Raw genomic sequence first — 25,535 nt, forward strand, 5'->3', positions numbered from 1 at the left:
GCGCTCCCGTGGTGAAGAAAAGGTGCAACCCCGGAGTAGAGAGGCTTGCGGGTCGCGGATAGAGGGGAACGCCAGAGTTATCTACACTGTTGGGCATAGTAGCAGGAGCTTAGAAGAGTTACTCTCTATTCTCGAGAAGTACGGCGTGGAGGCCGTGGTGGACGTACGCCGCTGGCCTGTCTCTTCGAAGTACCCGCATTTCAACTCAGAGAGCCTGAAGAAGTCTCTCGAGAGCCGGGGCTACGGCTACGTGTGGCTTGGGAGAGAGCTGGGAGGCTACCGGGAGGGGGGTTATGAGCGGTACATGGAGACAGAAGAGTTCAAGAGGGGGTTGAGGGCCCTCGAGGAGCTGGCCCTTGAAAGGGTTGTTGCTGTGCTGTGCGCCGAGAGGCTCTGGTTCAAGTGCCATAGGCGGTTCATAGCGGATGCACTGGTGAAGGACGGGTTCAAGGTGGTTCATATAGTGGAGGTCGGGCGTGCCTATGAGCACAAGAGGAGGAGTTGAGAGAGTAGCCATTGTAGGAGGGGGGCCTGCTGGTGCTTTCCTCGCCAGGCTACTCGTCGATGCCGGTTACAAGGTTAAAGTCTTCGAGGGAGCTCCAAGGTATGCCTTCAAGGCTTGTGGCTGGGGAGTGCCTCACACTATTGAAAGAGTGTTCAGGATACCTGAAGACATAGTGCTAGTGAAGATCACCGGCTATGAGGTATACGTTGGGGAGAGGCTTTCCAAGACTGGCAGGGGGAGATTCTACGGATATATAATCGACAAGGAGAGGCTTATCAGCTCTCTCCTGGAGGGGGTAGACGTCGAGAGGAGGTGGGTTGATCCTGGGAGACTACACGGCTTTGACCTTGTCGTCGATGCCCGGGGCCACGCGGCTTATGGCGGCAGGAAAGCGCTAGCGCTCCAAGTTGAGGGCAGAGTCAGGGAGTACCCTGGAGACGCAATTCGAATACACTTCCTACCAGACCTGGTCGGGTACGCTTGGGTTTTCCCACTCGGGGATGGTAAAGCAAAGGTTGGCGTTGGGGGAATCGCTGGCAGGGATCGCTTGCTCGGCCATCTGAGATCCCTGGCGAGAACTATTGGGCTGGAAACGGGGGGTTCTGTAATGGGTAGTGCTGTCGCCTCGGGCGGGCTACGCCTGGAGGGGGACGGTATAGTCAGGATAGGCGAAGCCGCTGGGGCGGTAATGCCTCTCTCAGGAGAGGGCATTAGGCCTTCAATGATCACCGCAAGGGCGCTATTCGAGAGCGTCCTAGGCAGGAGGAGTTTCCAGGATGTAATCTCGGGCTATGGCCTCGACTTCAATATCCAAGTCCAGCTCGGAGTACTGAGGGCCCTCGAGAGGAGTACTCCTGCTGGTCGGATCGAGATATTCGAGAAGGCGCCAGTAGAAGTGCTGGAGTGTGTGACTGCAGGGTGCGTGACTAAGTCCTTTCTAGCTGGGGCTCTTGCGAGGTGGCCGGGCTTCTTCCTGAAGGTCGCTAGGCTGGGCGGCCTAGGCGGGCTTGCAAGGGGTTCGGGGGGCCTGTTCGCAGGCGATCAAGAAGACGCCACACTCTGAGCACTCCTCCTCTATGTACCGTCTCGGCTCGCCCTCCGGGACTGTTAGGGGCTCGTAGTCTAGGGTCGACGCCCTGCCCCTTACGGCGAAGCCGGACGCGAGGAGGATTTCTTCGACTTCGCGTCTCGTGTAGAACCTTGCTTTCGAGAGTACCGGGTCTGCTCTCTCTGCGGCGAGCCTCATGTAGAGCCGCCCCCAGGGGCTCTCCCTCTCTATGGACAGAACCACTAGTACTCCTTTCTCTTTGAGCAAGCTCCCTATGGCCTTAAATATACTGCTGGGGTCTTCGAGAAACTCCACTACAGTCACCATGTAGGCGAAGTCCACTGATCTGCTCCTGAGCGGCGGGTACTCGCCTACGCCTACAATCGAGTGCATGCACCTCTCTCTAGCGAGTCGTAACATGGACTCAGAGGGGTCTAAACACACGATCTCCCGATTCCTGGAGAGCTTTTCCGCGAAGACTCCGGTGCCGGCTCCCACGTCTATCCCGGTGCCCTCGGGCAGGTACGTTTCTAGGAGTTTTGCCTCTGCCTCAAGGACGACTTTGCCCGCGTCGGTTCTATACCAGGAGTCGTAGGCTTCAGCGTTCTCCGAGAAAACCCGGATTACTTCTTCGCTCACGTGAGCATTACCCGTGGTAAGGGTAAAGCTTTACGGTGCCACAGTATAGTAGACGCGCTTGCGCTTCGCGCCCTTGCTCTCTGTCTTCTGGAGTATGACCTCTCCGACTTCACAAGTATTCTTGACGTGGGGGCCGCCGTCTGCCTGGATGTCTATACCAGGAATCTCTACTACTCTTATCTCATCCACTTCTGGCGGGAGCCTGCCAGCTAGCTTCACGATGCCCGGGATCTTTAGGGCTTCGTCCCTCTTCAGCCAGTATACCTTCACCTCTATACACTTCTTCAAGATGCCGTTGGTCTCGGCTATGGCTTCGGCGAGAGCCGCTTTCCAGTCGACTACACCCGGTAGGTCGAAGTCGTCGCGCGCGCCTTCAGGCTGGATGTGCCCGCCAGTGACCATGGCCCCGTACCTGTTGTAGAGGACTGCCGCTAGGACGTGGCTGGCGGTGTGCAGCCTCATCATCCTGTACCTCCGCTCCCAGTCCAGCAACCCTTTCACGCGTGCTCCGGGCTGGAGGTTTAGCGGGGTTGAGACCACGTGTGCCACGTCTCCGCTTTCTTCTACGGCCTGGAGTACCTCAACTCTCTCGCCAGTTGGGAGCTCGAGCCAGCCCTTGTCTGTGTCCAGGCCACCGCTCGGCCCGGGGTGAAATGCTGTCTGGTCAAGGAAAACCTTGTTGCCTTCAATCCTAGTGACAGTAGCCTCAAACTCTCTCATGTAGCTGTCAAACTGGTAGAGTAGCTTCGGCATTGGTTAACCCACCTCTGAGGGCGTTATAATACTTTTCCAAAAGGGAGAAGTTCAGTCCGCGGTAATCCGGCTCACCGGTCGCCGGGGGGCAAGCGAAGTCATCATCGTGTATTAGGTGGCTCGGGGCTTGATAAAGTCTTCCTCCGGTTCAAAGCCTCCCTTATTATCTCGACGAGGGCCGTGGGCGTCTCCGCTAGAATAACGAGGGAGGGCTCCAGATTGGGCACGTTGGAGTAGTAGAACGCTACTCCTCTCGCCCCACTAGCTATAGCGTAGCTTACTGGGCACTCAGAGTGCACGCCCGAGACGACAACGGGCACTATGCCCATGCTCCTTAGGGCTTCCAGGAACAGGGGGTCAGGCCTCAGGTTTATCGCGGAGCGTAGCCTTGGGTCGAGCTTCGAGGCTTCGATGAGGACTCTTGCCAGGTGCCTCGAAGCGCCGTAAGCAACTCTGCCGCACACTCTCAATCCACGGGGCGTCCTCACTATCCTGCCCTCGATTGCGGCTACATCCTCTGGTTTCTCGGGCCTTGTCCTCGCAAAGGCTATATTCGACCCGACCTCCGGCACTAACTGCTCAAAGCCGGGCGTCTTTAGGAGGCTCCTAGCCGCGAGCTCGACTTGCGCTAGCTCAAATTCCCCTGGCGTGTACGGGTTGTAGAGTTCAACGAGGGGGCTTGGCAGCGGTTCCACGTAGACCGACGACTTGTAGACCACCCCGACGCCCTCCTGTTTAACGTAGCCGATCCTGGCGCACGCAATGTTGCCGTCGTTACAAACAGCCTCGAGTTTTGCTGGCTCGTCGGTGAATGCGAGTAGCACGCCGTACGTTGGGGCAGTAAGGGGGTCTAGCTCTGGTGGTAGCCCGGGGTAGACCTTAATCCCGTCAGCTTGAACTTCGATCTGTAGGCCGTAGAAGTGGCTAACCTCGAGTAGAGCCCCGAGCACGCCGCCCTCCGAGACGTCGTGCATGAACTTAACCTCGGGGACTCTCTGGAGCAAGAGGGCATAGTCCAGCGGGGTCATCTCTCTCAGAGGAACCTCACTGCCGAGGAGCCAGGCTGCCTCGGCCCCGACAACCCCCAGGGCGTATATAGAGTCACCTGTGCTCGGCGGCTTACGGTCGCGCACCCTCCTACCAATCACTGTTGAGACGGCCAGGGGGTACTCTATGCCCTCGTACCGGGCTGTGTGGCCACCAACGAGCTTAACTCCGTACCGCCTGCACTCGTCTGCAAACGCTTTTATGACCAGGCTCGCCTCCTCATCGGTGGAAGTAGGGGGCATCGTCAGGCTTAGAAACGCGTAGAGCGGTTGAGCGTGTGCCACGGCGACGTTGGAGGCAGAGTAGTGGAACGCGAAGAAGCCGAGGGCTTCTAGGGGGACTCCTACCGCGGGGTTTGTTGATGCTACGAGGTCTCCTTCAACAGTGTTGGCGTCTAAGCTGGGAGCTATTCCTACTTCCCTGAGGGTTCCGAGCAGCTCGTTTAGTGGGATTTTTCCAAGCTTCATCGCTTAAGAGAGAGCGCCAGGCCTATAATTATTGCACCCAGGGGAACGGGTAGCCTTTCTCCTTGAGCTTCCTGAGCTCCTCCGAGAGCTTCCTCTCGATTTCCTCTACCTTAACGGGGGGCGGGTAGAGCACTAGAGACACGCCGATAACTAGGAGTACTAGGAGGAAGGAGCCTACTGTGGCAAGGGCAGTCAGCTTCAAGACAAGCATGCTTGTCTCATCGCCCGCGAAGAATAGAGCATACGTGTAAGTTGCTCCGATGGAGAGTGAGAGTAGCGTGAGTACTATGCCTACAAGCCTGTCCTTGTCCACCTACTCACCCCGCCATATCGACATGAAGTACGATGCATCAGCAGCCGCGATTTCCGGGTTGTCGATGAGGACACTTGCCTCGTGGTTGCGCATCATCGCCATGTAGCTCCAGTTATGTGAGCCTACTATCACGTACCTCCCGTCTACTATCACCAGCTTGGCGTGAGTCGTCTTAGCCCTAGTGTCGAACCTCACAGAGACCCCGTTGTCCAGGAGCCTGCGATAGGTGAGCTCGTTCACGTCAATAGTGTTCTCTAGGACTACCTTCACGTCAACCCCTCTCTTAGCCTTTGATATGAGGATCTCCACTATTCTCGATATTTCGTCAGTGTCGCTCTTAAACTCGAACATTGCAATGTATATTGACTTGTTAGCCTTTGAGAGAAGATCCAAGAGAGTGGGGTAGTAGTCTCTATCATTTATTATTTTTACTCTTACTCCGGCATACGTTGCTGGGGCCTCTAGCGGTGCGGGAGCCTGGTACTTGCTCCCGAGGTAGAGGCCGGCTAGAAACGCTAAACCCGAAAGTAACAGCACCAGTACTAGTATCGAGCCTGTGGACGAGCGACGAGCTCCCGGCATACAAGAGTAAGTAGTTCTCCAAATTTATAAATTGTTTTTCTTATGCCATCAATCGAGCTTAACCCTCCCTGAGAGTCGTTCTTTAAGCCTTGAGAGAATCTCTCTGTGAACCTCTTGTATTGGTCTGTTGCCGTCTACTACGAGGAATATGTCGTCGTAGTCTTTAGCTAGCTGGAGGTACCTTTCACGCACCTTGGCCATGAAGCCTGGATCCTCGAATCGCGTCACCTCGCCTCTAGCCTTTAGCCTCCTGTGGGCCTCCTCTGGGGTCACGTCCAGCAGTACAACCACGTCAGGCAACCGTATAGACCTGTTTATAGCGAGGATGAACTCTTCGGGCAACCCCCTCGCAACCTGGTACGCGAGGCTGGCGAACACAGATCGGTCGGAGAGCACTATCTTGCCGGCTTCTAGGGACGGCAGCACGACTTCCTTCTGCAGGATTATCCTGTCGGCGGCGAAGAGGTAGGCCTCGGCGTCGGGATCTAGGTCGTGCTTGTAGAGGAAGTCCTTGATTGCCTTGACCCACGGCTCCCTGACTAGCACCACGTCGAAGCCCTTCTTCAACAGGTAGTCGTAGAGAATGACTGCCTGTGTTGTCTTGCCGCTACCGTCAATGCCCTCGAAGACGATGTAAAGCCCTCCTGGCGTTACCCGCCTCTGGGGTAGTGCGAGTTGCTTCTTCTGCGTTTCGACGAGGCCATGTTTCGGGCAGTAGTACTCGATGATGACTTCTCCGCTGAGCGTTAGTGTGCGGACAACCCGTGGTCTTACGTAGTCCCCACATGAGGGACAGAACACTCTGTCTTTAACGTCGTCGGACATACCCCCACTCAATGCCACGTGAGGTAATGTTATTTTCGCCCCCACTATTGATAGAACATTGTTTTACTCAATAAAAACATATTTATACTAGGCTACCCAGTGCTTTATTGTGGACGAGTTTACCAGGATATTGTTCTGGGTCTGGAAGATAGGAGAGAGCGAGAAGAGCCTGGTAGAGGTTTCGAGGAATTCTAGTAAGGCTCGGGAGGCTATAGAGCTCCTCCAGAAGTACTCACTGGTAAAAGTAAGGAAGAAAGGTAGAGTCTTCCTGATCTCACTATCGGAGAAAGGGTTCGGGGTCTACAGGAAGATCAGAGAGATGCGGGAGTTGATCGGGCTAGATGCGCGCCTGGTGCAGCAGGCGGAGAACACAGCAAGCGCCCTCGAGCCCGTAGCACCAGGAGCGGGGGCTGTGCCGTCCTTCCTAGCGGGTAACCCCTGGCTAGAGGTTCTGGCGAAGAGGGGGCGTGAGAGGCTGGGACTGTGAGCAGGGTAGTCTTGATAGGTAGGGAGCAGTTCTCGAGAACACACCTCAAGGTGTTCAGGGACGTAGAGATACGCTCGATGTTCGGTGAGCTCGCAGAAGAAGTCCTAGCTATTACCCGCGAGACCACCGTGCTCTACCTCCCACTCAGCGTCTCCGTCGAGTTTTGTGGTAGGAGCGTTTACCTGCCAGCTGGAGTTAGCCTTGCGAGCGGAGTATACCTGGACGTGCCTGGGGGCCTTTACGTGCCAGAGTTGCTCGACGAAGAGTTTCTCGAGTTCCTGCTCTTCGACCTCCCGCGTAGCCTCGATGAAGCCAGGCGTCCCGTGGTCGTAGAGGACATCGACCAGAGGTTTACGAGAGACGTTCGCGAAGGCGTGCTGTACGCACTAGACATCCTTTCGAGGATATCTGTAACTTACCGCGTCCCAGTGCTAGTATACGGTGACAGGAGCCTGGAGGGGGCCTGGAGCTTCGCCAGGCGCTTGGCCTGTGGTGACAAGGGTTTGTGCTCCCTGGATGGCGAGCCGTTCTGCGGTGGGCCTTGATGCACGACATCGATGAACTTGCCGGTGTGGAGAACATCGGCAAGGTCACCATCGCCAAGCTTAAGGCTCTGGGGATCGAGCACGTCGAGGATCTAGTTCTCTTCAACCCCGAGGAGCTCGAGGAGCTGGCTGGAATCGATTTTGAACGTGCACTTAGGATCGTTCGTGCAGCCAGGCGCATTGCGGGGTGGGAGACAAAAGCATATACTGGGAGGGAGTACGCCGCACTCCTCCAAAAGAGAGACGCGCTGTCGTCGGGCGTGGCTTCTATTGATGAACTAATGGGAGGCGGCTTCACGGTCTACGATATCTACGAGTTCGCGGGCGAGTTCGGCACGGGCAAGACACAGCTATGCCACCAGCTCGCAGTCACGGTTCAGCTCCCCCCGGCTAGGGGCGGTCTCGGGGGTGGAGCAGTCTACGTGGACACGGAGGGAACCTTCAGCCCCGAGAGAATAGAGGGCATCGGGGAGAGGTTTGGCGTGGAGGATCCTTTGTCGGGAATATACGTCGTAAGGCCTCTTAGCGTCGACGAGCTCGAGGAATTCGTCGTGAGGGGCCTGCCAAAGGTTCTCAAGTCTGGGGCCCGGCTAGTGGTGATAGACAGCGTCATCGCCCTGTACAGGGCCCAGTTCCGGGGGAGGGAGTGGCTTGCCATGAGGCAGCAGCGCATCAACTACATGCTCGACTGGCTGAAGAGGCTGTCAAGGCTGTACGGGACTGTGACAGTTATAACAAACCAGGTCGTGAGCGTCCCAAGCGCGTGGGGCGTGGCGGTAAAACTCCCTGCTGGCGGGAACATTATCGCGCATGCCAGCACGCACCGCTTCCTAATGAAGAGGACTGGTGAGACATTCCTCGTGGAGGTCTTGGACAGCCCCCGGTTGCCCAGGGGTGCTAGCGCGGAGTTTGCAATAGCTAGGGACGGCCTCCGAGATGCCAGGTAGTCTCGCCCTTCTACTCCTCGAGAAGAGTATTGAGAGGTTTGAGAGAGCTCGTAGCTCTAAGGAGGCGAAGTACACGGTCACGCAAGTTGCAAAGATACGGGGTAGAGGCAAAGGCATGGGAACAGAGGCTGGCAGAGAGCTCCACTCGAAGCTCTGGGGAGATCCCGAGCTGATCGCACGAGAGAGGCTTGTCTCAACCCCGCTCCCGCTGGCGTGGAGGTTCAGGTTCGGGTGGCTCTACGGTGTGGCCGACCAGGTGCTTTTCCGGGAGGGCGTTCCCGTCCGCGTCGCGGAGGTTAAGAGCTACACTTCGTACCGCGGCTATGAGCGCGCGCAGGCGAGCCTCTATGGCCTGCTGGTCGAGCTTAACTGGGGTGTGAGGCCGCGTGTCGAGCTAAGGGGGGCTCGCATCGTGGAGGTTAAGGGCTGGGAGGAGATAGCACTGGAGTCACTGGAATTATTCCTGAAGAAAATACATTATTAAAAACTTGCTAGCAATGCTTAACACGGGTTTTTAGGTGAGAAATAGGGGTGGCGGCTTTGAAGAGAGTCGGTGTGGCTGTAGCAGGCCTCGGCAGGATCGGCAGAGTCCACGCGGAGATTCTCTCCTACAGAGTTGAGAATGCGAGGCTGGTCGCTGTAATGGACGTCGTAGAGGATCTTGCTAGGTCTACGGCCGAGAAGCTCAAGGTTAAGGCGTACACTGACTACGACAAGTTGCTGAGAGACGGGGAAGTCGACGCTGTCTTTGTCACTACTCCTACCTACCTGCACCACGACATGATTGTTAGAGCGCTGGAGGCCGGGAAGCACGTTTTCACAGAGAAGCCTATAACCGTAACGGTAGACGAGGCAGTAGACGTAGTGAGGAAGGCCGAGAAGGCTGGGCTTAAACTGATGGTCGGGTACATGAGGCGGTTCGACGCCGCCTACGAGGAAGCCAGGAGGAGGATTTTGAGCGGCGAGATAGGCAGGCCCGTCGCGTTCCTCAACATCGCGCGCGACCCGGGTGCTCCGCCGGGCTGGGCCCAAGACCCGAAGCTGAGCGGCGGGATATTCCTGGACATGCTTAGCCACGACTTCGACATGGCCAGGTTCCTGGTAGGTAGCGAGGTTAGGAAAGTATACGTCTCGGGGGCAGCAGTCCTCTACGACGAGATTAGGGCTAAGGGTGACCTCGACCTAGTCAACGTGAACTTCGAGTTTGAAAACGGCGTCTACGGCGTCTTGCACGGTAGCAGGAAGAGCGTCTTCGGCTACGATCTGCGAACTGAGGTTTTGGGCACCGAGGGGACAGTTTATGTGGGCAGCCACGTGGATCCAAACCTGGCTATTGGCGTGAAGAGTGGAGTCGTATTCAGGGGTGTGCAGTGGTTCTGGGCGAGGTTCTACGACGCCTACGTGCGAGAGGATCAAGCGTTCATCGACTCCATACTCAACGACACGCACCCGCCGATCTCGGGGCTAGACGGGCTGAGGGTTGTCGAAATAGCGGAGGCTTGCTGGAAGAGCGTGCGTGAAGGCAGGCCTGTCGACGTCGAGAGGAGAACTTAGTCCTCCCAGTACCTCCTAGTCCTGGTGTAGTTGGCCTCGGCTAAAAGTATGTTTTTAACGAGCGTTTCTTCATCCCGGCTCTTCGAGAGAATACTCTTCGCCGTCGACGGGCCTATCCCGTGACCGGCTAGCGCCAGGAGTGCTGGGTAGCCGTACGACATAAAGAGCGACGCTATCTGCCTTGCTTTCTCAACGAACTTCTCCTCCTCGCGGGTGAGCTTCTCCCCTCTCCTCCATTTCCTGATTATCTTTATGTTCTCCGCCTCGTAGGGCCTTAGGGCGGCTAAGGCCCTCGACCCGCACTTTGGGCACGAAGCTATGTTCCGGGCGTCCTGCACCCTGAGCTCTGAGCTCCACTCGCCGCAGTGCATGCAGTAGAGCACTATTCTCGTGCTCTCCAGCCTCTTTAGGACGGCTGTTAGGACAGAGGATATCGGGATGCCCGAGGAGATGACCCCTGTCCTCACGAATGGCTTCTCGAAGATTAGCTGGGATAGAGGGCTTAGCTCTGCAACTGTGTAGACGTAAACTTTCCTCTTCCCGGCCTCAATAGACCTGGCGAATTTCTCGACTACTTCTAGGTCGAAGTGCTCGACCAGGCACGAGTTAACCGCCTCCACGTCAACGGGGGTGTCCCTGAGCCTCTTCTTCAGTATGGACAAGTAGCCTGGCTCGACTTTACCCCTGCTCCTGTCTATTACGCCCATCCGAGTCGCCACGTGTAGGAGTTCGAGAAGGTATGCGTTGCTCTCGCGCACGGCCTCTCTCACTCTCTCAAGCGCCCAGGGTATGCCCTTCCTCAAGACCTCCTCTACCATGTTGCCCGAAAGCTCGGAGGGGGCGTAGACAAATACCCTGTAGGGGTCAGCGTAGTAGCGCGTAGAGAAGCCGTAAAACCCTCTAATTGCAAACGCCAGGAGGAGGGCCAGCAGGTTGTTGCCCCTCGTGCCCAGGTACGTGTGGCAGACGATAATAGTTTTCCCGCTTTGGCGCTGGACTTCCACGACTACGCTGTTTTCGGTAGGGAGGATCCCCAGGCGCAGTTGTTTCTCCATGATTCCTCTCAGCTCGGCAGCTATGGAGTCCGGGATTTTGTACTCTCTGAAGAGCTCCTGCTCTCTGCCTCTCGGCAATAGCTCGGAAAGCCTCCTGTAAAAAGCTCCGACTTCCCTGGCAACCCTCCACTCTACGGGTAGCAACATGCCTGTCCAGATCGGCGGCTCTCCCAATTCTCCCGTGTGCTCAGTTACGTAGGTTTTGTTCCTCTCAACGTCTACCTCCTCGATCTCCCAGGCTCTCCCGGACAGGATAATCACCTTACCCCTGTCTATCATTGATGCAAATGAGTAGTCTAGGTGCCCTATTACCCTCCTGGAGGCAAGGTCTTCTACGTCAAAAGAGGGGTTATCGGGGATCATCGAGGCCGAGCCGTAGTAGTAGCTTATCGTCCTCCTCCCCATCCTAACCCTATCGCCGTCGAGCCTGACGATGCCGATAGAGTCCATGAACCTCAGTAGTTCGACTAGTGCACCGTAGCTCAGCTCTCTGTAGGGGTAGGCTCTCGTGACTATTGCGTAGAGCCTGTCTATGGGCACTTCGCGGTACTCGAGTACTAGGCCAGCTACCTGGTGGGCCAGGACGTCCAGCGGGGATTTAAAGGTGCCTAGAGACTCGAGGTCGCCGCGTACAGCCCTTCTGGCGAGAACGGCCGACTCGACGGCATCCTCTACGCCGAGGGGGATTATGATGCCCTCTGATACCTCGCCTAGCTTGTGTCTCGCACGCCCGACCCTCTGTACCAGTTTTATGGCCTGTCGAGGCGAGCCGAACTGCACGACTAGCCTAGCGTACCCTATGTCTATGCCGAGCTCCAGGCTCGAAGTCGCGACTACCGCCTTTATTTTCCCGCTTTTGAACATGGACTCTGCCTCCTCGCGTTCTTCACGGGATAGGCTGCCGTGATGGACTCTAACCTCAAGCCCGAAGTCTCTCGAGAGAACCCTCCCAAGCAGTTCCGCCGTGTCTCGGGTGTTCGTGAAGACTATTACGCCCCCCTTGGCCGCTTCGTCGGCGATTAGCCTAACCTTGGAGTAGAGCTCTGGTGGCACGTTGTCGGGGGTATATCCGCCTGTTTGGGGGATATCTGCAATCGTGATCCTGTAGGCTTTTCTCTCGCTCCACTCTATGACGGTACCGCTCCGCCCGCCACTAATGAATTCAAGCGCCCTGCTAGGATCCCTGAGCGTTGCAGAAAGAGCCACTACTCTGAGGCTCTTTGAGAGGAGTCTAAGCCTCTCTAGGGCAACTGCAAGCTGGACGCCTCTCTTGTCGTCGATGAGCTCGTGGAGCTCGTCGACGACAACCCACCGGAGGTTGGGTAGGTGTGTCCGAAGCCTCTTGTCTACAATTAGGAACTGGAGCGTCTCTGGGGTTGTGATAAGGAAGTGCGGTGGGCTCTCAGCTATCTTCCTGCGCTTTGACTGGGGCGTGTCGCCGTGTCGTATCTCTGCGGAGAACCCTAGCGATACAAACAAGTCTCGCATCCTGAGGTTTATGTCCCTGTTTAGCGCCCGGAGGGGGGTAATGTATAAGGCATATATTGGTTGCCCTCCCTCTTCCAATAGGCTCTTAAGTATGGGAAGAACAGCAGCCTCTGTTTTGCCAGACCCGGTGGGTGCTACAATCAGGAGGTTGCTGGTGTAGCTATAGAGCTTGAGGGCCTGTAGCTGTATGTAGTTTAGGCTACTGTACCCCTCTCTTTCCAGCACCTCTAGTAGAGACCTTGGCAACTTGTCTTGTAGTTCCTGTAGCGTCGCCTCAGCCACTTTAAGTTACCTTCTAGGAGACTCCATGGGGGTTTTGGGTAATAACCTTTGTCTCGGGGTTGTTGGGAGGGACGCCAGAAATATAGGGGCCTTGTGGAGAGTAGTGAATGAGACATGTTGTAGCGTGAAGGGGCCATGGAGGACTATGCCAGCCTCAAGGGCGACCTTGAGAGCTTCATAAAAAGCAGGGGCAGCGTCTCCGCTGGGGAGCTCGTGGAGTGGGCTAAAAGAAAGGGGATTAGCGAAATCACACTCTACGTGCTTGTACAGGAGTTGCTCGAGAGCGGGGAATTCCGCGGCGAGGGGGAGCCGCAGGTAATCGAGCCTGTCATAAACATTGAGGTGCCCTCACGGGTAGTCTACGTCAAGAAGGCAGTCCAGCCCGCTAGGCCTGCTAGAGCCCCTACTCCGAGGAAGACTAGCAGGAAGAAGACTAGGGCAGTTTCCTCCCACTCGCTTCTAAAATTCCTCCAAGCAGAGGTAGAAAGCGAGGCAGAGGAGCCGGAGCACGAGGAGGCCGGAATAGGAGGGGTTGAGGGGGAGGCGCCCAGCAAGGAGGCTCCCGCCAGAACTACGGCTACCGAGAAGGAGGGAGGGGATTTGAGCGGACTAGAGGATCTCCTGAAAGACGCTGACTTTTCGAAGGCTATAAGGTATCTAGGCAGGTACTGGAGCGTAGGCAAGTTGAGGTTCCTGAGCGACATGGTTAACGATGGGGTCGAACTTGGGAAGGCCGAGAAAATACTCCTCGAGTTGAGGAGGAGGAGGCTTGTGGAATTGACAGAGAACAATGTCATAAATGCCGGCGAGGAGCTCAGGAAGCTCTACAGGAGAACGCAGAGTTCCCTGCCGCTATACGACCTCTTTGAGAAAACCTGAAGGACACTACTTGCCGGCCGGCACGTAAATCGGCACTCTGCTGTTCTTGTCGACAGCTACAAGAACCCCTCTGCTCTCAAGTTCGCGTAGAACCCTCTTCGCCCGGCTAAGTTTCAGGCCGAAACGGGTGGCGAGAACGTAGGGAGTAATGTACTTTAGGCCTTTTATGTCCTTTACAACGGCTTCGAGTGAGAGCTCCGTCAACTCACCAGTTGACCCAGATAGCTTCATCTGCGGTTTCTTGCCCCCCTCCTCTTTCTTCCCCTCAGCCCCCTTCTTCATTCTCTTCTCGAGGGCACTTACCGTGGGCCTTTTCTTGCCCCCACCCATACTTACTCACTCTCTACCCAATATAGCCTCCCAGCGTTTTTAAACCTTTTCCGCCACTGCAAGCATCCTAGAAGTACGGAGAAGCCTGCCGCGTTGCGTGGGCCCGGCGAGCCAGCCTCTGCCTACCAACCCTGTACAGGATGTGAGTCTGAGGCCCCGGCGCGCCGGGGGCTATTCTTAGACGTCTGTAACGCCGTCTTCGGATATTGCGAAGGCGGCTTCCTTCTCAGCGTGCTTGGGGCTGTCGATGATCCTGGCTATCCTCTTCCCCTCTTTAGCCTTGCGGAGCCATATTCTGTACGTGAAGCCGTGGGCCATAATGTTCCCACCTGCAGGCCTGAGGGGGTTGCCGAAGAAGACGTCTGGAGCCGCCATTACCTGGTTCGTCACGACAACAGCCAGATTGTAGAGGCTTGCGAGCTTGTGGAGCTGGCTTATATGCCTGTTCAGCTTCTGCTGGCGCGAGGCCAGGTTCTCCCTGCCGGGATACTCTGACCTAAAGTGGTTGATTAGGCTGTCAACTACTATTAGTCGAATATTGTTCTTCTCAATGTACTTCTTGGCTTCGTCGACAAGCAACATCTGGTGGTCGCTGTTGTAGGCCCGAGCATATATTATGTTCTCAAGAGCCTTCTCGGGTTCTAGCCCTCTTGCTCTAGCTATCTGGATTATCCTCTCGGGCCTGAACGTGCCCTCAGTGTCTATGTAAAGCGCCCGTGCACCAAGACCACCCTTCTCCTTTGGTAGTTGCACGATCACGCTAAGCTGGTGGCATAGCTGTGTCTTCCCGGCGCCGAACTCGCCTATTAGCTCCGTGAGGCTTCCAACCTCTATCCCGCCTTCGAGCAGGTCGTCAAGGCTTTTAACGCCCGTGCTAATGTACTCGATATTCTTCCTCTTCTCGAATAGCTCTTTCGCTGTGATGAATTCCTCTCCCCGGCTTACGAGCTTCTGTGCTGCCCTGATTATAGCCATAGCACGCTCCTCCGAGCCGAGTATCAGCGCTAGCTCATGCGCAGACGCGAACGCTAGATCCTTAACGGAGTAGTAACCGGCTGCCCGTAGCTTTTGCGCAGTTATCCTACCTACACCCTCAAGGTCTTCTAGGCGTATCTCCTCGCCCTCGACCTCTTCCGGGAAGGCTTCAGCCGCCTCGTCCTCCTGCAATATACCACGCGCTATCTCGTCTAGCTCACTTGCCTCAGAACTGGCTTCCCGGAGTTCTACCTCCTCTTCGGCTTTGCCCTTGCTCTTCTTAGGCATCGCCACTAATCCCCGGAGGAAATTACGCTGAAAGAGTATTTAAAGGTTGCCAACAAGTATAGTGAAAGTGAAGTCAACATTATATGTTCCCATGATAACAAGCCTTAATTAGGTACATGGGGCGGATTAAGGCAGGAGTAGTCGTGGTATACTTGGACGCGGGGAAGCTGGAGAAAACACTAAACGTAGTGCTGGAGACGCTAGTAATTCTCGCGAGAAAGAAGGGTATTAGGGCGTCTAGAGGGGGAATAAAGAGCGGGATAGGCTTCGGCGTAGATACTCCATACCTGCTTGCTCAAGGACTCACCGCACGGGAAATGATCGTGGAGAGAAACGGAGTTTTCACCACAACAGCTGTCGGGGAGAAGTTCCTCGAGCATGTAGTTGAAATAGCATCCATAATAGAAGACGACTCGCTCTTCCCAGAGTTTAACAGCGGAAAGCTTATTGGGGCTGTTCTCTATGCCCTGTACGACTGGAGCAACACTAAAACAGGAGAAGAGATGCTCTCAGAGGCTGTTCAAGTCGCTAGCGAGTTAAGAGGTCTTCGGGCAAGGAGCCCGGACGCCTTCAAACTCGTAGCTATAACACTACCCAGGATGTATTACGAGGACGGAAAGTACACACCTCTAAGGCTAATCCAAGAGGTTTCGGGGATAGTAAGGTAAGTTCACCGGATATTTTTATTTGGACTCTTTTTTAATAGAAATTGAAGTGCGCGTGCTTCGCCTTAGGAGGATAGAGTTCAACGTAATAAGGCACCTACCTTTCTGCAGGGATTACACTGACGTTGCGCGTAGCTCTGGTGTAAGCTTGTCGAGTGTTCCCCGTGTCCTGTCGAGCTTGAGGTCTAAGTTCCTCCTACGTGCCCTTTTCGACTTAAACTCTATGGGCTTCTCGCTAGGCCTATTTAAAGTTAGGTTCAGCGAAGAGCTGTACCAGAAGCCAATACCGTTCGTCCTCGAGAAAATACCCGTGTCTCTTGGGAAAAGTGAGCTCTCCCTGTTATTGTTGGCTCTATGCCCCGCTGGGAGGTGTAGCGATGTGGCAGACATACTGAAGTCCGAGGAGTACACTAGCCTTGCGGGGAGGTTTCTGTGGAGGAGTGATATGCCAAGAGACGCTGTACTGGATGGGGGCTACCTCAGAGTAAACTTCGACTCTATACGAGAAATCATGGAAAGAGAGATTTCGCCGAGAATTAGTGCACCTGTAAAGAGAAAACCTGACTACGTGGATCTATGGATAACAGCAGAGCTTATGCGGGATCCCTTTGTTCGCTTGTCGAAGAAGGCTGAAGAAATGGGGTTGAAGCAGCAGACTGCAAGCTATCATTACAACCAGCACGTCCGCCCTCTGCACTTGTTCAACGTGCTTACACCCAAGTTTCGCTCGCTGAGAGTTCCGGGCATTCTGCTAGAGTTACACACGAGCAGGGAGAGCTCCGAGCAAGTTGCCTGGGGCCTCTCCCTCCACCCGATGATCCGCGAAACACTCGTCTCCGAAGACGGAAGAGTATATGTCCTGTCCTACATACAGGGGAGCGATCTCTTCGAGCTCTACCGTTTCTTAGAGGAGAGTGAACTGGTAAAGGCTTTCACTTATAGGGGGGTCCTAATACACGAAGTTCTCGAGTATACTCTTCCATTCGGCGATGCATTCCGGGAAGACCCCTACAACCTAGAAGTAATGTACGAGGCAATATACACGCCGAGGCAACCTAAGCCCCAATGGCACGTCTACAGGATAGGAGATGAGCAGGCCCTAGGACAGTAGAGACAGGTCACCTGGCCGCCAGGAAGAGTGCTACGTATAGGAAAAGTAGGGTGAGCCCCACCAAGATTAGAGCAAGCGCAACTCTAGCCTCGCGTTGATCCAGTACACTATCATATGCAGAGGGATGAGAGTGCCGCGTCCACTCCTCATACTCTAGCTTCGCAAAGGGGGAAGATTTCTCCTCTCTCTGTTCCCTGTTGTCCCCCATAGGCTTGTATACCTAAACCCCGCCTAGATAAAAGTTCCTATCATGGAGAAGACTTATCACTTAGGACTTGCCTAAGGGTATTGTGGAAGAGTTAAGGTGTATGAGATGCGGCGCCCCTCTAACAGTCGACCCTGAGTCGCTGATAGATATCTGCGACTACTGCGGCTACCCGAACATAATCGTAAGCGATTTCGGCCCCTCGTTGATTCACGTTGTACCGTCCCTCCCAAGGAGTGATGTTGAGAACAAGTTCTACGAGGCTGCCAGGAGCGACCCCCAACTGTCAAAGTTTAGAGACCTGGAAGTCATCGAGATAACGGGAGCATACCATCCCGCGTGGTACGCGAGCCTTAAGGGTACTGTGACTGCCTCGTGGCAAATAACTCAGTATGAGCAGAGGGGAAAGCGGGTTGTAGCAAGAAAAGCATACTTAAGGGAGGTAAAAAACATAAGTAGAAGAGTTTTCCTGCCGGCGAGGCGTAGAATACCGTCGTCGGCTGTAAGGGACGTGCTTGCCGGGTACATTGTGAAGAGTAGTAAAACTATCCCCCTTGTGCAGGAGGACTACGAATGGGAGAAAATTAAGCTGGAATTCCTAGGCGTCGAGGTAGGCAAGGGAGAAGCTGTGAGGATAATGATTGACAAGTTAGTCGACGCTTTAAGGAGCGAGTACAGGGCGAGGGGCGAGAAGCTAGATTTCTTCAGCGCGAAAGTGTCTGAAGTTACAGACCTTAAACTCGTCTATGTACCTGTATGGAGCGTTACCTACGTTGTCGGGGGAGCGTCCTACACGGCTGTGCTTGACGGCTATGATGGGTACTGTGTCTACAGGTCTGAACCCCTAACTGCGACCGAGAGGCTGGCGCGCATGCTCGGGGGACTGGCGCTCTCAATGGTCTCGGGATCACTCTTCGCTACAACAGCAACAGTTGTAGGTTTTGAAAACTCGCTCCTAGTTCTTGGAGGCCTTACGTTGGCCGCCTACTCCATCGGTAGAAGCATAGTTGAAAGCGCCAGGGTTGAGAGGGCATGAGCACAGTAGAAGTCGAGTGCCCGCGGTGTGGGGCCCGGTTCAGCATACCATCAAGCTTGGCGAGAGTAACGTGCCCTTACTGCTTCACAGCATTCCACCCAGAGAAGAGGCTAGAGGCCGAAGAGGCTCAATTCTACTTCCCTCTCTATGAGTCCCTTGACCCGTTCGAGAAGCTTGTCAAATTTCTTGCAAGGCAGTATGCAGCTTCGAGAGACCTACCCACAGAGTTTGCAGTCACGCAGAGGGAGCTACACTGGGTTCCCGTGTACTTCTTCTTTACTGACTTCAAGGCTACAGCTAGAGGCTTCAGCCACGTTTACGGCGAGACGATAACAGAAGTTACCGAGACAAGGCTTGTGTCCATACCTGCATCCGGGACGTGGCTCGACAGAGAACTGGAGGCTTACCCTCTCCCCGTGAGGGGGAAGTTGCCCTTCAATCCAGAGATTAAGGACAAAGGAGTGTTCCACGAGCCGCAGGTCTCACGGGAGGCCGCCGAGAAAATAGCCGCTTCGATCATCGAGTCTAAGGTGAGGCTTGAAGCCATGGAGAGCTTTAGCTCACTGAATTCCCTAACCGTGACTCAGAGAAAGGTCGAGTACAGGGGGCTCATTTATTACCCAGTGTGGGTACTAGAATACTCGTACCGCAACGGCAAGTACCGGGCGCTCGTCGACGGGGCAAGCGGCATAGTCATAGAGGCCCAGTACCCTCAGACAGCCCACGGGAGAGTCTCCCTTGGGGCTTACTCGCTCCTGGCAATACTCTTCGGGGTAGCTGGGGGCCTCGTCTATGCGAAGTTCTTTGGCGGTGAACTCCTGGCTCCTATCGGGGGGCTGCTAGTGGGAGTGACTGCAGCCATCCCCGCCATAACTAGGTCTGTGACTAGAGTAGTCGCTGTTAGGGAGTACTTGGAACTCGAATGAGGAGTTATGTCATACATTAGATCCTTTGACCCGTGGCGCGCGACAAGCCTCTGCACGTGTCCATTTAAGTACACTGTAAACCCCTATACGGGCTGCGCTCACAGGTGTCTGTACTGCTACGCCTCGTCCTACATTAGGGACTTCTTCAGCCCCAGGCCTAAAAAGGACTTCATTGAAGTAGTTCGTAGAGATCTCCAGAAGCTCAGAGAAGGCTCTACAGTCAACATAAGTAGTAGCAGTGACCCTTACCAGCCACTCGAGAAGGAGAAGGCATATACGCGCCGCCTACTGGAGATGCTGAGAGAAAAGTTCACCATAGAGATCGTAACGAAGTCGGATCTCGTTTTGAGGGACATAGACATGCTCTCGAAGTCAAACTCTGTCGTCTCGATAACGATAACAACCCTTGACACCGACCTAGCCAAGCGGCTTGAGCCTGGCGCTCCCCCGCCCACGCGGAGGATTAAAGCCGTCGAGGCCTTATCGGAGGCCGGGGTACCGGTAGTCGTAAGGTTTGACCCGATAATACCCGGCTTGAATGACGACAGCAATAGCATAAGAGAAGTCATAGAGGCTGCGGCGTCGGCCGGTGCGAAGCATATTGTCAGCTCCACATACAAAGTCAAGCCCGACAACCTTAGGCGAGTAACAGAGGCTTTTCCAGAACTCATCCCAAGGATACGCGAACTCTATCTCGAGAGGGGGGAGAGGCTGCACGGCTACCTCTACGCTGACAGTAGCTACAGGGTGAGCGTAATGCGACTCGTGAAAGAAGTGGCCAAGAGAAATAGCTTAACCTTCGCTACTTGCAGGGAAGGGTTAGCAATTCTAAACACACCCGGAGTGAATTGCGACGGAACGCACCTGGCAAAGAGGGGTCATCTTAAACCCGGCGCCTCACATGTTCTCGGACAAGGCCGGGACGCATCATCCCCCAGAAGCCAGATACAGGATGAGGCTTAAAAAGATTCTTTTAAAGCAATTTTTTCAACTCGTAGGGCTTCCAGCCGAGCTTCTGGCGAAACTCGTTTATGAGCCTTATAGACTTCTCCTTCTCTTCAGCGGGCATTTTAGAAGACTTTAGGACACCCATGAAGAGGGCATATAGCCGGGCATTAATCGTGGCTTTCGACACTCCAAAATTCAGGTCGTCCTCCAGCTCCTTTAGGACGCCTCTCACTTCTTCGGACGAGGACAGACCGGGCGGCCCGATGTCTTTGACCTCCCTCCCTAGGTACAGGTGGCCTTTCTCGACAACGACAGCCTTACCGTCTTCGAACGTTATCCTCCCCTTTGTTATTCGGTCGTAGAAGATCCACGCCTCGTAAGCGTGGGGGGCCATTTCCTTCAGCCTTTGAAGCACGAACCGCCTAATCTCTGCAGTTGACGCGCCGTCTCTGATTTTCTCCTCGGCTTCGCGGGCAATCTCGTGCGCAACCTCTTCGGGAGCTCCAGCGGCAATGCAGGCGTTGTATATTTTCACGGCAGAGAAGTCCTCTACTCTCCCGTCCCGCTTAACAACTTTCTTCGCAGCCATTAAGAAAATTCTCGATACCCAGTGTAATTAACCCTTCGGTTCATAACTTAGTTCGCGGAGTTTTTCTAGGGACTCGCGCTTAGCTTCCTCTAGCAAGCGTTTCCTTGGGGGATCCAAGACAAATTTCCCGTCTACCAGGACGTATTTAATGCCCGCAGGGCCTAGCGAGAAGAGGAGCCTCTCAGGGGTGACGTCTTCAACGTATACGAGACTTGTGTAGAAGAACACGAGGTCAGCAGGAGCCCCTTCCTCCAATACGCCGCCCTTGAAGCCCAAGATAGAGTAGCCTCCGCGTGTAGCAATATCGAGGACTTCCAGCGCCGTGAGCTCTCTCTCCCAGAACTGGCTCCTCTGCAAGAGGAGCAGGTGCCTCGCAGCGTCAAGCACGCTTAGGGACAAGCCCAGGAGAGGAGACTCTGTGCAGAGGCCTGAAGTTATCCCGTGGTAGCCGACCTCGCGGGCTGGTAGCGAGCCTCCGCTTGCCGTAAAAGCGTCGGCCACAGGTGCATAAGCTATCTTCGACCCCCTCTTGCTGATGAGCTTCAGCTCCCAGCTCGCAGCCCACCCCGGGTTGACGAGAATCGTTACATTGCTGAGGAGGCCCTTAGAGTCCACAAGCTCTATGGGGAACTTCCCGTATTTTGTCTTTGACGCATACACTTGGAACCTACTGTTAGCCACGTGGACAAAAAGCACGGCCGATGGGTTTTCCTCGAGAGCGCTCTTGATCTCCTCGGAGAAATCCACGATGTCTTCGAGGCTTTCCAGGACTATCCCGCGCTCACGCCTTCCGTGCATCCTCCACGGAACCGCAGGCACGGCCTTCACTCCAACTTCCGCTGCAACTCTTCGCAGTACATCGGGGTACGCAGTTGTGTCGGCGACGAGAGTCACGCCATGCTCGAGAGAGTCTATTAAGGCGAGCCTCAAGAGGTGCTCTACGGCCTCGCGTGAGTGGGCTTCGACGTGGTGGTTCTCCCATGAAGGCGTGACCTTGGGAGCCGCAAAGACGTGGGATAGGTGCGTGTGGACATTCGCGAAGCCGGGCAGGGAGACTAGCCCCCTGCAGTCAACCTCCTCGTCGCCACCAATATTCCTTCCAATTGCAACGATTTTTCCGTCTTCAATTGCTATGTCAATGTTCCTCAGCAGGCCCTGTGGCGATAAAATGTAGGAGCATTCCCTGAAGACTAGCCGCAACGCGATTCACCCCAGCCTCAAAGACTTAGCGAAGTGCCTCCTGAAGTACGGAGAGGCTGATAATTCAACGTACTTCATCTCCCTAGCAACTCTCAGCGCCTCAGCTATCATGTCCTCTGAGAGCAGCATGAGCTTCGCGCCCTCAATAGCCGTATTGCCAACTTGCTTTACCAGAGACGGGTCGACATCCGGTAGGAGCCCTATCCTAGCGGCGTTCTCAGGGCGAATGCTGTAGCCGAAAGACCCGGCTACGTATATTTTCTCGAGTGAGCCCGCGTCGAGCCCAGCATGTTCCAGGAGGGTTCTCACGCCGCTGGCAATTGCGGCCTTAGCTAGCCTCAGCTCGCTAATGTCTTTCTCGCTGACCGTTATGTCTTCTCCCGTGCCGCTCTCTTCCCCATACACTAGCACGTACTCGTACCACTCACCCTCCCCCGACTTCCTGACTCTTCTACTGCTGTCCCTGTTGAAGAAGCCCCTCTCGTTCAAGATGCCGCTATCGAGGAGGGATGCTACCGCATCTATTAGCGCTGAGCCTGCAAGCCCGATGGGCTTAACCCCTCCTATAACGCTGTACTGTACCACGTCCCCCTCTATTGAGACAGACGCTATTGCTCCCGTCATAGCTTTCATGCCGTACTTGATGTGTCCTCCCTCGAACGCTGGTCCCGAAGGCGCAGAGCATGCGAGGAGCTCTTTGCCCGTGTTGAGGACTATCTCAGTGTTGGTTCCGATGTCGACGAGGAGAGACGGGCTATCCTCGAGGTGGAGGCCTACGGCTATAACGTCTGCTAGGGCGTCACTACCCACATACCCTGCTACCACGGGAGGAAAGTAGACCATCCTGACACTCTCGAGCCCGAGAGAGGCTCCAGGCAGTTCTAGGGGCCGTGCAAAGGAGGGGACGAAAGGCGAGAAGCTTAGGCCCGAGACGTCGACGCCTAGGAACAAGTGGTGCATAACAGTGTTGCCTACAACCACTCCAGCGTTGATCTCAGAGCTCGCGAAACCCGAGTCGACTAAGAGCGTTCTAACTAGGTTGTTCACTGTTCCTGTAACGAGGCGCCTCATGTCCTCTAGCGCCTTCGGGTTGTCCAGGGCTGCTCTCAGCCTAGAGATTATGTCGTCCCCGTACACGACCTGGGGGTTCTCGCTGAAGACTCCTCCTAGAGTCCGGCCTGTATTCATGTCAACGAGGTGTACCACGACTTTCGTAGTGCCTACGTCGACGGCTATTCCCAGGTTCTCTGGCGTAGTGTCCCCTGGTTCCACGCGTATGACCCTACTCCCCCTCCAGATCGAGAGAGTCACCCTCCAGGAGCCTCGCCGCAGGGCACGGGGTAGCTCCCTCAGCGCTTCCACGCCGAAATCCAAGCGCTCCCCGTTGAGAGACGCGAGTAGCGAGTCGGCATCTGCTAAGGGCTTCTCGAGGCTTGGCTGCTGAACATCAACAAGCCTCTTTCTGACTATTGGCGATAGGGGGGCGCTCCTCGCCAAACCAGAGTACGCAACGCTTAGAGACCCCACGCGCGTCTCGAGCGGGACTAGTAGACGTACCGCTCCCTGGATTCTGGTCTGGCAGGCTAGCCTGTAGCCGCTCTCGACCAAGTCCTCTCCGAGTAGCCTAATCTCGCGTTCTGTCGGCGGAGTAACATTCCCGCTTCTTATGATGAGCCTGCACTTACCGCAGAGCCCCCGCCCCCCGCACTCAGTCCTAAACGGCACACCGGCTCTCTTCAAGATGTCGTAGAGCCTCTCCCCTGCTTCGCCACTAACCCTGATGTTATAGGGTTCAATCACCACGTCAGCCACTGCTGGCCACCGTACTAGCTGTCAGGCTGGAGCTGTACTTATCCAATAGCTCTACTTTAGTGATCTTGAAGGCCCAATTGTACTCGGACACCCTAACAGGATGCCCTTCGACCATCAGTACTTTCCGGAAGAGGGGCGCGTCCACGACCAGCGTCTCGGCTTCGCCGCCCTCGAAGGCGGGGTTGAAGCCGTGGCGGCGAGCCAATTCAATTATTGCCTCCACGTCGTCTACTCCAATAACCCGCCCGAGAAAGTCAGGGCTTAAACCCTTAGCGGATATCGACGTTACTATAAAGCGGAACCCTTGCCGCACGAGCTCCCTCAAGTACTCCTCCTGGTTCTTGCGCCAGAGGGGGTTGAAGACTTCTAGGCCGAGCTCCTCTGCGACTATAGAGACGCGTAGCCGCTGGTAGTCAGACTTCAAGGCTCCAGTGACTATCGACGTGCACCCGTATTCCTCGCAAGCAGCAGACACTGCTCTCCTGAGCGCCTTGACATCGTCCTCGGAACCCTGCTCGTAGTAGACTATGGGCAGGCCTAGGGCCTCGGCCTGGAGCCTAGCCAGTTCAACGTACGGCACGTGGAACATCATGGAGTCCTCCGCGCGCGGCTTTACCGTAACCAGGCAGGCGACCTCGAAACCCTTGAGAACAGCCCAGTGCAGGGCGTACGTGCTGTCCTTACCGCCCGAGAAGAGCGAGCAGACTCTCCTAGGCGAGCGAGCCTCTGAGGACCGCTGCAACCTTCTCACCCTCGCGCCTGTCGAGCTCTCTCCTGCCCAGGCGGGGCACGCCATAAGGTACGACGTGTATGTGCGCGTGCATGATTTCCTGGCCGGCATCCCTGCCATTATTCATGACTATTCTGACGCCAGTTGCGCCGAGAGCCTTCAGTTGTGCTTCGGCAACTTTCCTGGCTAGAACGAAAGCCCTAGCCACAGACTCTTCGGGCATGTCGAAAATGTTCACATAGTGCCTCTTCGGAGCGACCAGTGCATGTCCAAGCGTTATGGGATACTTGTCGAGGAAGACCATGAACTCCTCGTCCTCGTACACTATGAAGGACTCCTGCTCGCGTAGGGCTATGCGGCAGAACACGCACTCACCGCTCATGGTGGAGCAGAAGACTGGGAGGAGATAATAAGGTTACGCTCCTCGCACGGGGGACTACTGGGGGGAGAATATTTAGGCCTCCTTAACGTAAGTACATCCGGATAGCCTTGGAACCCCTACCCACGCTGCTTGGCCGGCTACTTGGGGAGAACCTGCTAGGGGTAGTCGTCTACGGCTCCTCAAGTAGGCGCGAGGACTTCACGCCGCTAAGCGACTATAATATAGCGGTTATAGTCAGGGAGAAGCCGCCCGTGGAGGAGAGAGCCCTCATAATGGAGGAGTTAGGGCCCGACGTCTCCCTCTTGTTCCTCACGCTCGACGAGCTCAACCAGCTGATACGCGACGGCGAGTTCATCGCTCACGAGATCGTCCGCGGCCGGCTTATTTACGGCGGGGAGGAGGTTGCGAGTGCTCTAAGCGTGAAGCCCCCTCTCACTGACCGCTCACTCAGCTACTTGAGTAGGCACGCCCTTGTGTGCTACTCGATCAGCATACAGAACTACCTGTCCGGCAGGCCTCACAACGCGCTCAACTACGCCTATAAGTCGCTAAGGAGCGCCGCGAGGTTTGTAGCCGCCAGGGAGGCAAAGGTACTCCTCTCTGACGACGAGGTGATCAGCTTCCTAGCCCCACGTGGGGACGTGGCTAGGGTTTACTTGAAGGTACGGGAGGCCCGATTTAGAGGCATGAGGGTGGCAGAGTTGCTACCGATGCTCTCAGAGGTCTCTAGAGCCGTCGCCAGCTTGCTAGAGGTTAGACTCCCAGAGGCGTCCCGCGTCGTTGAGATCCTTTCAAGGGAGTACGTCCTCGTCGCTGATATCAAAGCTGTCGAGGAGGAGGGGCGCGTCGAACTCGTAGCCGTGGGCGTAGACAGGAACGGTAACACGCGCAAAGCCCGCATCTCTCCGTAGGGGTGATCCCG

Annotated in this window: 29 protein-coding genes; 14 read left to right on the forward strand and 15 right to left on the reverse strand. The window is 55.5% G+C overall.

Translation table 11 applies throughout. The features are described from left to right. Positions 1-22: 22 nt before the first annotated feature. Complete coding sequence (locus IG193_RS02585; RefSeq protein ID WP_218042167.1) at positions 23-505, forward strand: DUF488 domain-containing protein; 483 nt, start codon at positions 23-25, stop codon at positions 503-505. Beyond that, positions 483-1,568, forward strand: coding sequence for an NAD(P)/FAD-dependent oxidoreductase (locus IG193_RS02590; protein WP_192819340.1), 1,086 nt, complete (start codon positions 483-485; stop codon positions 1,566-1,568). Before IG193_RS02585 ends, IG193_RS02590 begins: the two co-directional genes overlap by 23 nt. On the opposite strand, the gene IG193_RS02595 is transcribed toward IG193_RS02590, so the two are convergent. From IG193_RS02595 to tmk, 6 genes are all read right to left on the reverse strand, one after another. Next, a complete protein-coding gene (locus IG193_RS02595; protein ID WP_192819341.1) occupies positions 1,503-2,192 on the reverse strand; it encodes a class I SAM-dependent DNA methyltransferase in 690 nt (229 codons plus the stop codon). The two genes, IG193_RS02590 and IG193_RS02595, sit on opposite strands and share 66 nt — an antisense overlap. A 30-nt stretch (positions 2,193-2,222) precedes the next feature. After that, entirely contained in the window at positions 2,223-2,945 is a 723-nt protein-coding gene (gene alaXM, locus IG193_RS02600; protein ID WP_192819342.1) for an alanyl-tRNA editing protein AlaXM, read from the reverse strand. A gap of 101 nt (positions 2,946-3,046) precedes the next feature. Continuing rightward, positions 3,047-4,459 (reverse strand): thiamine-phosphate synthase family protein, encoded by a 1,413-nt coding sequence (locus IG193_RS02605; protein WP_192819343.1) that lies wholly within the window; start codon positions 4,457-4,459, stop codon positions 3,047-3,049. 28 nt (positions 4,460-4,487) lie between these two features. After that, positions 4,488-4,772 carry a transcriptional regulator gene (locus IG193_RS02610; protein WP_192819344.1) on the reverse strand — a complete coding sequence of 95 codons (285 nt, stop codon included), beginning with the start codon at positions 4,770-4,772 and terminating at the stop codon, positions 4,488-4,490. Then, positions 4,773-5,354 (reverse strand): phospholipase D-like domain-containing protein, encoded by a 582-nt coding sequence (locus tag IG193_RS02615; RefSeq protein ID WP_192819345.1) that lies wholly within the window; start codon positions 5,352-5,354, stop codon positions 4,773-4,775. It lies immediately after the preceding gene. Positions 5,355-5,402: 48 nt separating this feature from the next. Beyond that, entirely contained in the window at positions 5,403-6,179 is a 777-nt protein-coding gene (gene tmk, locus IG193_RS02620) for a dTMP kinase (RefSeq protein WP_192819346.1), read from the reverse strand. 109 nt (positions 6,180-6,288) lie between these two features. Between tmk and IG193_RS02625 the strand changes: the two genes are divergently transcribed. Genes IG193_RS02625 through IG193_RS02645 form a run of 5 tightly spaced genes read left to right on the forward strand, consistent with a single transcriptional unit; the run spans position 6,289 to position 9,712 of the window. Beyond that, the gene (locus IG193_RS02625; protein ID WP_192819347.1) at positions 6,289-6,666 is read left to right on the forward strand and encodes a hypothetical protein; all 378 of its coding nucleotides are present in this window, start codon (positions 6,289-6,291) and stop codon (positions 6,664-6,666) included. After that, positions 6,663-7,211: a hypothetical protein gene (locus IG193_RS02630; RefSeq protein WP_192819348.1), complete on the forward strand. Its 549-nt coding sequence runs from the start codon at positions 6,663-6,665 to the stop codon at positions 7,209-7,211. Before IG193_RS02625 ends, IG193_RS02630 begins: the two co-directional genes overlap by 4 nt. Beyond that, positions 7,211-8,158 carry a DNA repair and recombination protein RadA gene (radA, locus tag IG193_RS02635; RefSeq protein ID WP_192819349.1) on the forward strand — a complete coding sequence of 316 codons (948 nt, stop codon included), beginning with the start codon at positions 7,211-7,213 and terminating at the stop codon, positions 8,156-8,158. Before IG193_RS02630 ends, radA (IG193_RS02635) begins: the two co-directional genes overlap by 1 nt. Beyond that, entirely contained in the window at positions 8,148-8,642 is a 495-nt protein-coding gene (locus tag IG193_RS02640) for a hypothetical protein (RefSeq protein WP_192819350.1), read from the forward strand. Before radA (IG193_RS02635) ends, IG193_RS02640 begins: the two co-directional genes overlap by 11 nt. A 56-nt stretch (positions 8,643-8,698) precedes the next feature. Then, positions 8,699-9,712, forward strand: a complete 1,014-nt coding sequence (locus IG193_RS02645; RefSeq protein ID WP_192819351.1) for a Gfo/Idh/MocA family oxidoreductase — start codon at positions 8,699-8,701, stop codon at positions 9,710-9,712. On the opposite strand, the gene IG193_RS02650 is transcribed toward IG193_RS02645, so the two are convergent. Continuing rightward, positions 9,709-12,537 (reverse strand): DEAD/DEAH box helicase, encoded by a 2,829-nt coding sequence (locus tag IG193_RS02650; RefSeq protein ID WP_192819352.1) that lies wholly within the window; start codon positions 12,535-12,537, stop codon positions 9,709-9,711. The genes IG193_RS02645 and IG193_RS02650 overlap by 4 nt on opposite strands. 135 nt (positions 12,538-12,672) lie before the next feature. On the opposite strand from IG193_RS02650, the gene IG193_RS02655 reads away from it, so the two are divergent. Then, on the forward strand, positions 12,673-13,416 hold the full coding sequence (locus IG193_RS02655; protein ID WP_192819353.1) for a hypothetical protein: 744 nt from the start codon (positions 12,673-12,675) through the stop codon (positions 13,414-13,416). Positions 13,417-13,422: 6 nt separating this feature from the next. Here IG193_RS02655 and IG193_RS02660 read toward each other — a convergent pair whose 3' ends face one another. Together IG193_RS02660 and radA (IG193_RS02665) are read right to left on the reverse strand one after the other, a co-directional pair. Then, a complete protein-coding gene (locus IG193_RS02660; protein WP_192819354.1) occupies positions 13,423-13,746 on the reverse strand; it encodes a 30S ribosomal protein S25e in 324 nt (107 codons plus the stop codon). Positions 13,747-13,923: 177 nt separating this feature from the next. Continuing rightward, entirely contained in the window at positions 13,924-15,009 is a 1,086-nt protein-coding gene (radA, locus tag IG193_RS02665) for a DNA repair and recombination protein RadA (protein WP_192819721.1), read from the reverse strand. A gap of 116 nt (positions 15,010-15,125) precedes the next feature. Between radA (IG193_RS02665) and IG193_RS02670 the strand changes: the two genes are divergently transcribed. Beyond that, complete coding sequence (locus IG193_RS02670) at positions 15,126-15,677, forward strand: hypothetical protein (protein WP_192819355.1); 552 nt, start codon at positions 15,126-15,128, stop codon at positions 15,675-15,677. Positions 15,678-15,723: 46 nt separating this feature from the next. Next, entirely contained in the window at positions 15,724-16,785 is a 1,062-nt protein-coding gene (locus IG193_RS02675; RefSeq protein WP_192819356.1) for a hypothetical protein, read from the forward strand. A gap of 7 nt (positions 16,786-16,792) precedes the next feature. Here the strand turns inward: IG193_RS02675 and IG193_RS02680 are convergent, their stop codons facing one another. Next, positions 16,793-16,993, reverse strand: coding sequence for a hypothetical protein (locus tag IG193_RS02680; RefSeq protein ID WP_192819357.1), 201 nt, complete (start codon positions 16,991-16,993; stop codon positions 16,793-16,795). A gap of 82 nt (positions 16,994-17,075) precedes the next feature. Between IG193_RS02680 and IG193_RS02685 the strand changes: the two genes are divergently transcribed. The 3 genes from IG193_RS02685 to IG193_RS02695 are packed head-to-tail and all read left to right on the forward strand — an operon-like array spanning position 17,076 to position 19,915. Beyond that, positions 17,076-18,026 (forward strand): hypothetical protein, encoded by a 951-nt coding sequence (locus IG193_RS02685; protein WP_192819358.1) that lies wholly within the window; start codon positions 17,076-17,078, stop codon positions 18,024-18,026. Then, the gene (locus tag IG193_RS02690; RefSeq protein WP_192819359.1) at positions 18,023-18,952 is read left to right on the forward strand and encodes a zinc ribbon domain-containing protein; all 930 of its coding nucleotides are present in this window, start codon (positions 18,023-18,025) and stop codon (positions 18,950-18,952) included. Before IG193_RS02685 ends, IG193_RS02690 begins: the two co-directional genes overlap by 4 nt. Before the next feature lie 6 nt (positions 18,953-18,958). Beyond that, on the forward strand, positions 18,959-19,915 hold the full coding sequence (locus IG193_RS02695) for an SPL family radical SAM protein (RefSeq protein WP_192819360.1): 957 nt from the start codon (positions 18,959-18,961) through the stop codon (positions 19,913-19,915). A gap of 10 nt (positions 19,916-19,925) precedes the next feature. Here IG193_RS02695 and IG193_RS02700 read toward each other — a convergent pair whose 3' ends face one another. From IG193_RS02700 to IG193_RS02720, 5 genes are read right to left on the reverse strand one after another with little or no spacing between them, the layout of a single operon-like run. Next, entirely contained in the window at positions 19,926-20,489 is a 564-nt protein-coding gene (locus IG193_RS02700) for an ATP cone domain-containing protein (RefSeq protein WP_192819361.1), read from the reverse strand. A gap of 27 nt (positions 20,490-20,516) precedes the next feature. Continuing rightward, positions 20,517-21,689 carry an amidohydrolase family protein gene (locus IG193_RS02705; RefSeq protein ID WP_192819362.1) on the reverse strand — a complete coding sequence of 391 codons (1,173 nt, stop codon included), beginning with the start codon at positions 21,687-21,689 and terminating at the stop codon, positions 20,517-20,519. 6 nt (positions 21,690-21,695) lie between these two features. Continuing rightward, positions 21,696-23,501, reverse strand: a complete 1,806-nt coding sequence (locus IG193_RS02710; RefSeq protein ID WP_192819363.1) for an ASKHA domain-containing protein — start codon at positions 23,499-23,501, stop codon at positions 21,696-21,698. Then, the gene (locus IG193_RS02715; protein WP_225876110.1) at positions 23,494-24,243 is read right to left on the reverse strand and encodes a diphthine--ammonia ligase; all 750 of its coding nucleotides are present in this window, start codon (positions 24,241-24,243) and stop codon (positions 23,494-23,496) included. The genes IG193_RS02710 and IG193_RS02715 overlap by 8 nt, the downstream gene beginning before the upstream one ends. Then, the gene (locus tag IG193_RS02720; protein ID WP_192819365.1) at positions 24,212-24,613 is read right to left on the reverse strand and encodes an HIT family protein; all 402 of its coding nucleotides are present in this window, start codon (positions 24,611-24,613) and stop codon (positions 24,212-24,214) included. Before IG193_RS02720 ends, IG193_RS02715 begins: the two co-directional genes overlap by 32 nt. Before the next feature lie 107 nt (positions 24,614-24,720). Here IG193_RS02720 and IG193_RS02725 point away from each other — a divergent pair, with 107 nt between their 5' ends. Further along, on the forward strand, positions 24,721-25,524 hold the full coding sequence (locus tag IG193_RS02725) for a nucleotidyltransferase domain-containing protein (RefSeq protein WP_192819366.1): 804 nt from the start codon (positions 24,721-24,723) through the stop codon (positions 25,522-25,524). The last annotated feature ends 11 nt before the right edge of the window (positions 25,525-25,535 follow it).

The organism is Infirmifilum lucidum (assembly GCF_014876775.1).
Taxonomy (GTDB): domain Archaea; phylum Thermoproteota; class Thermoprotei; order Thermofilales; family Thermofilaceae; genus Thermofilum; species Thermofilum lucidum.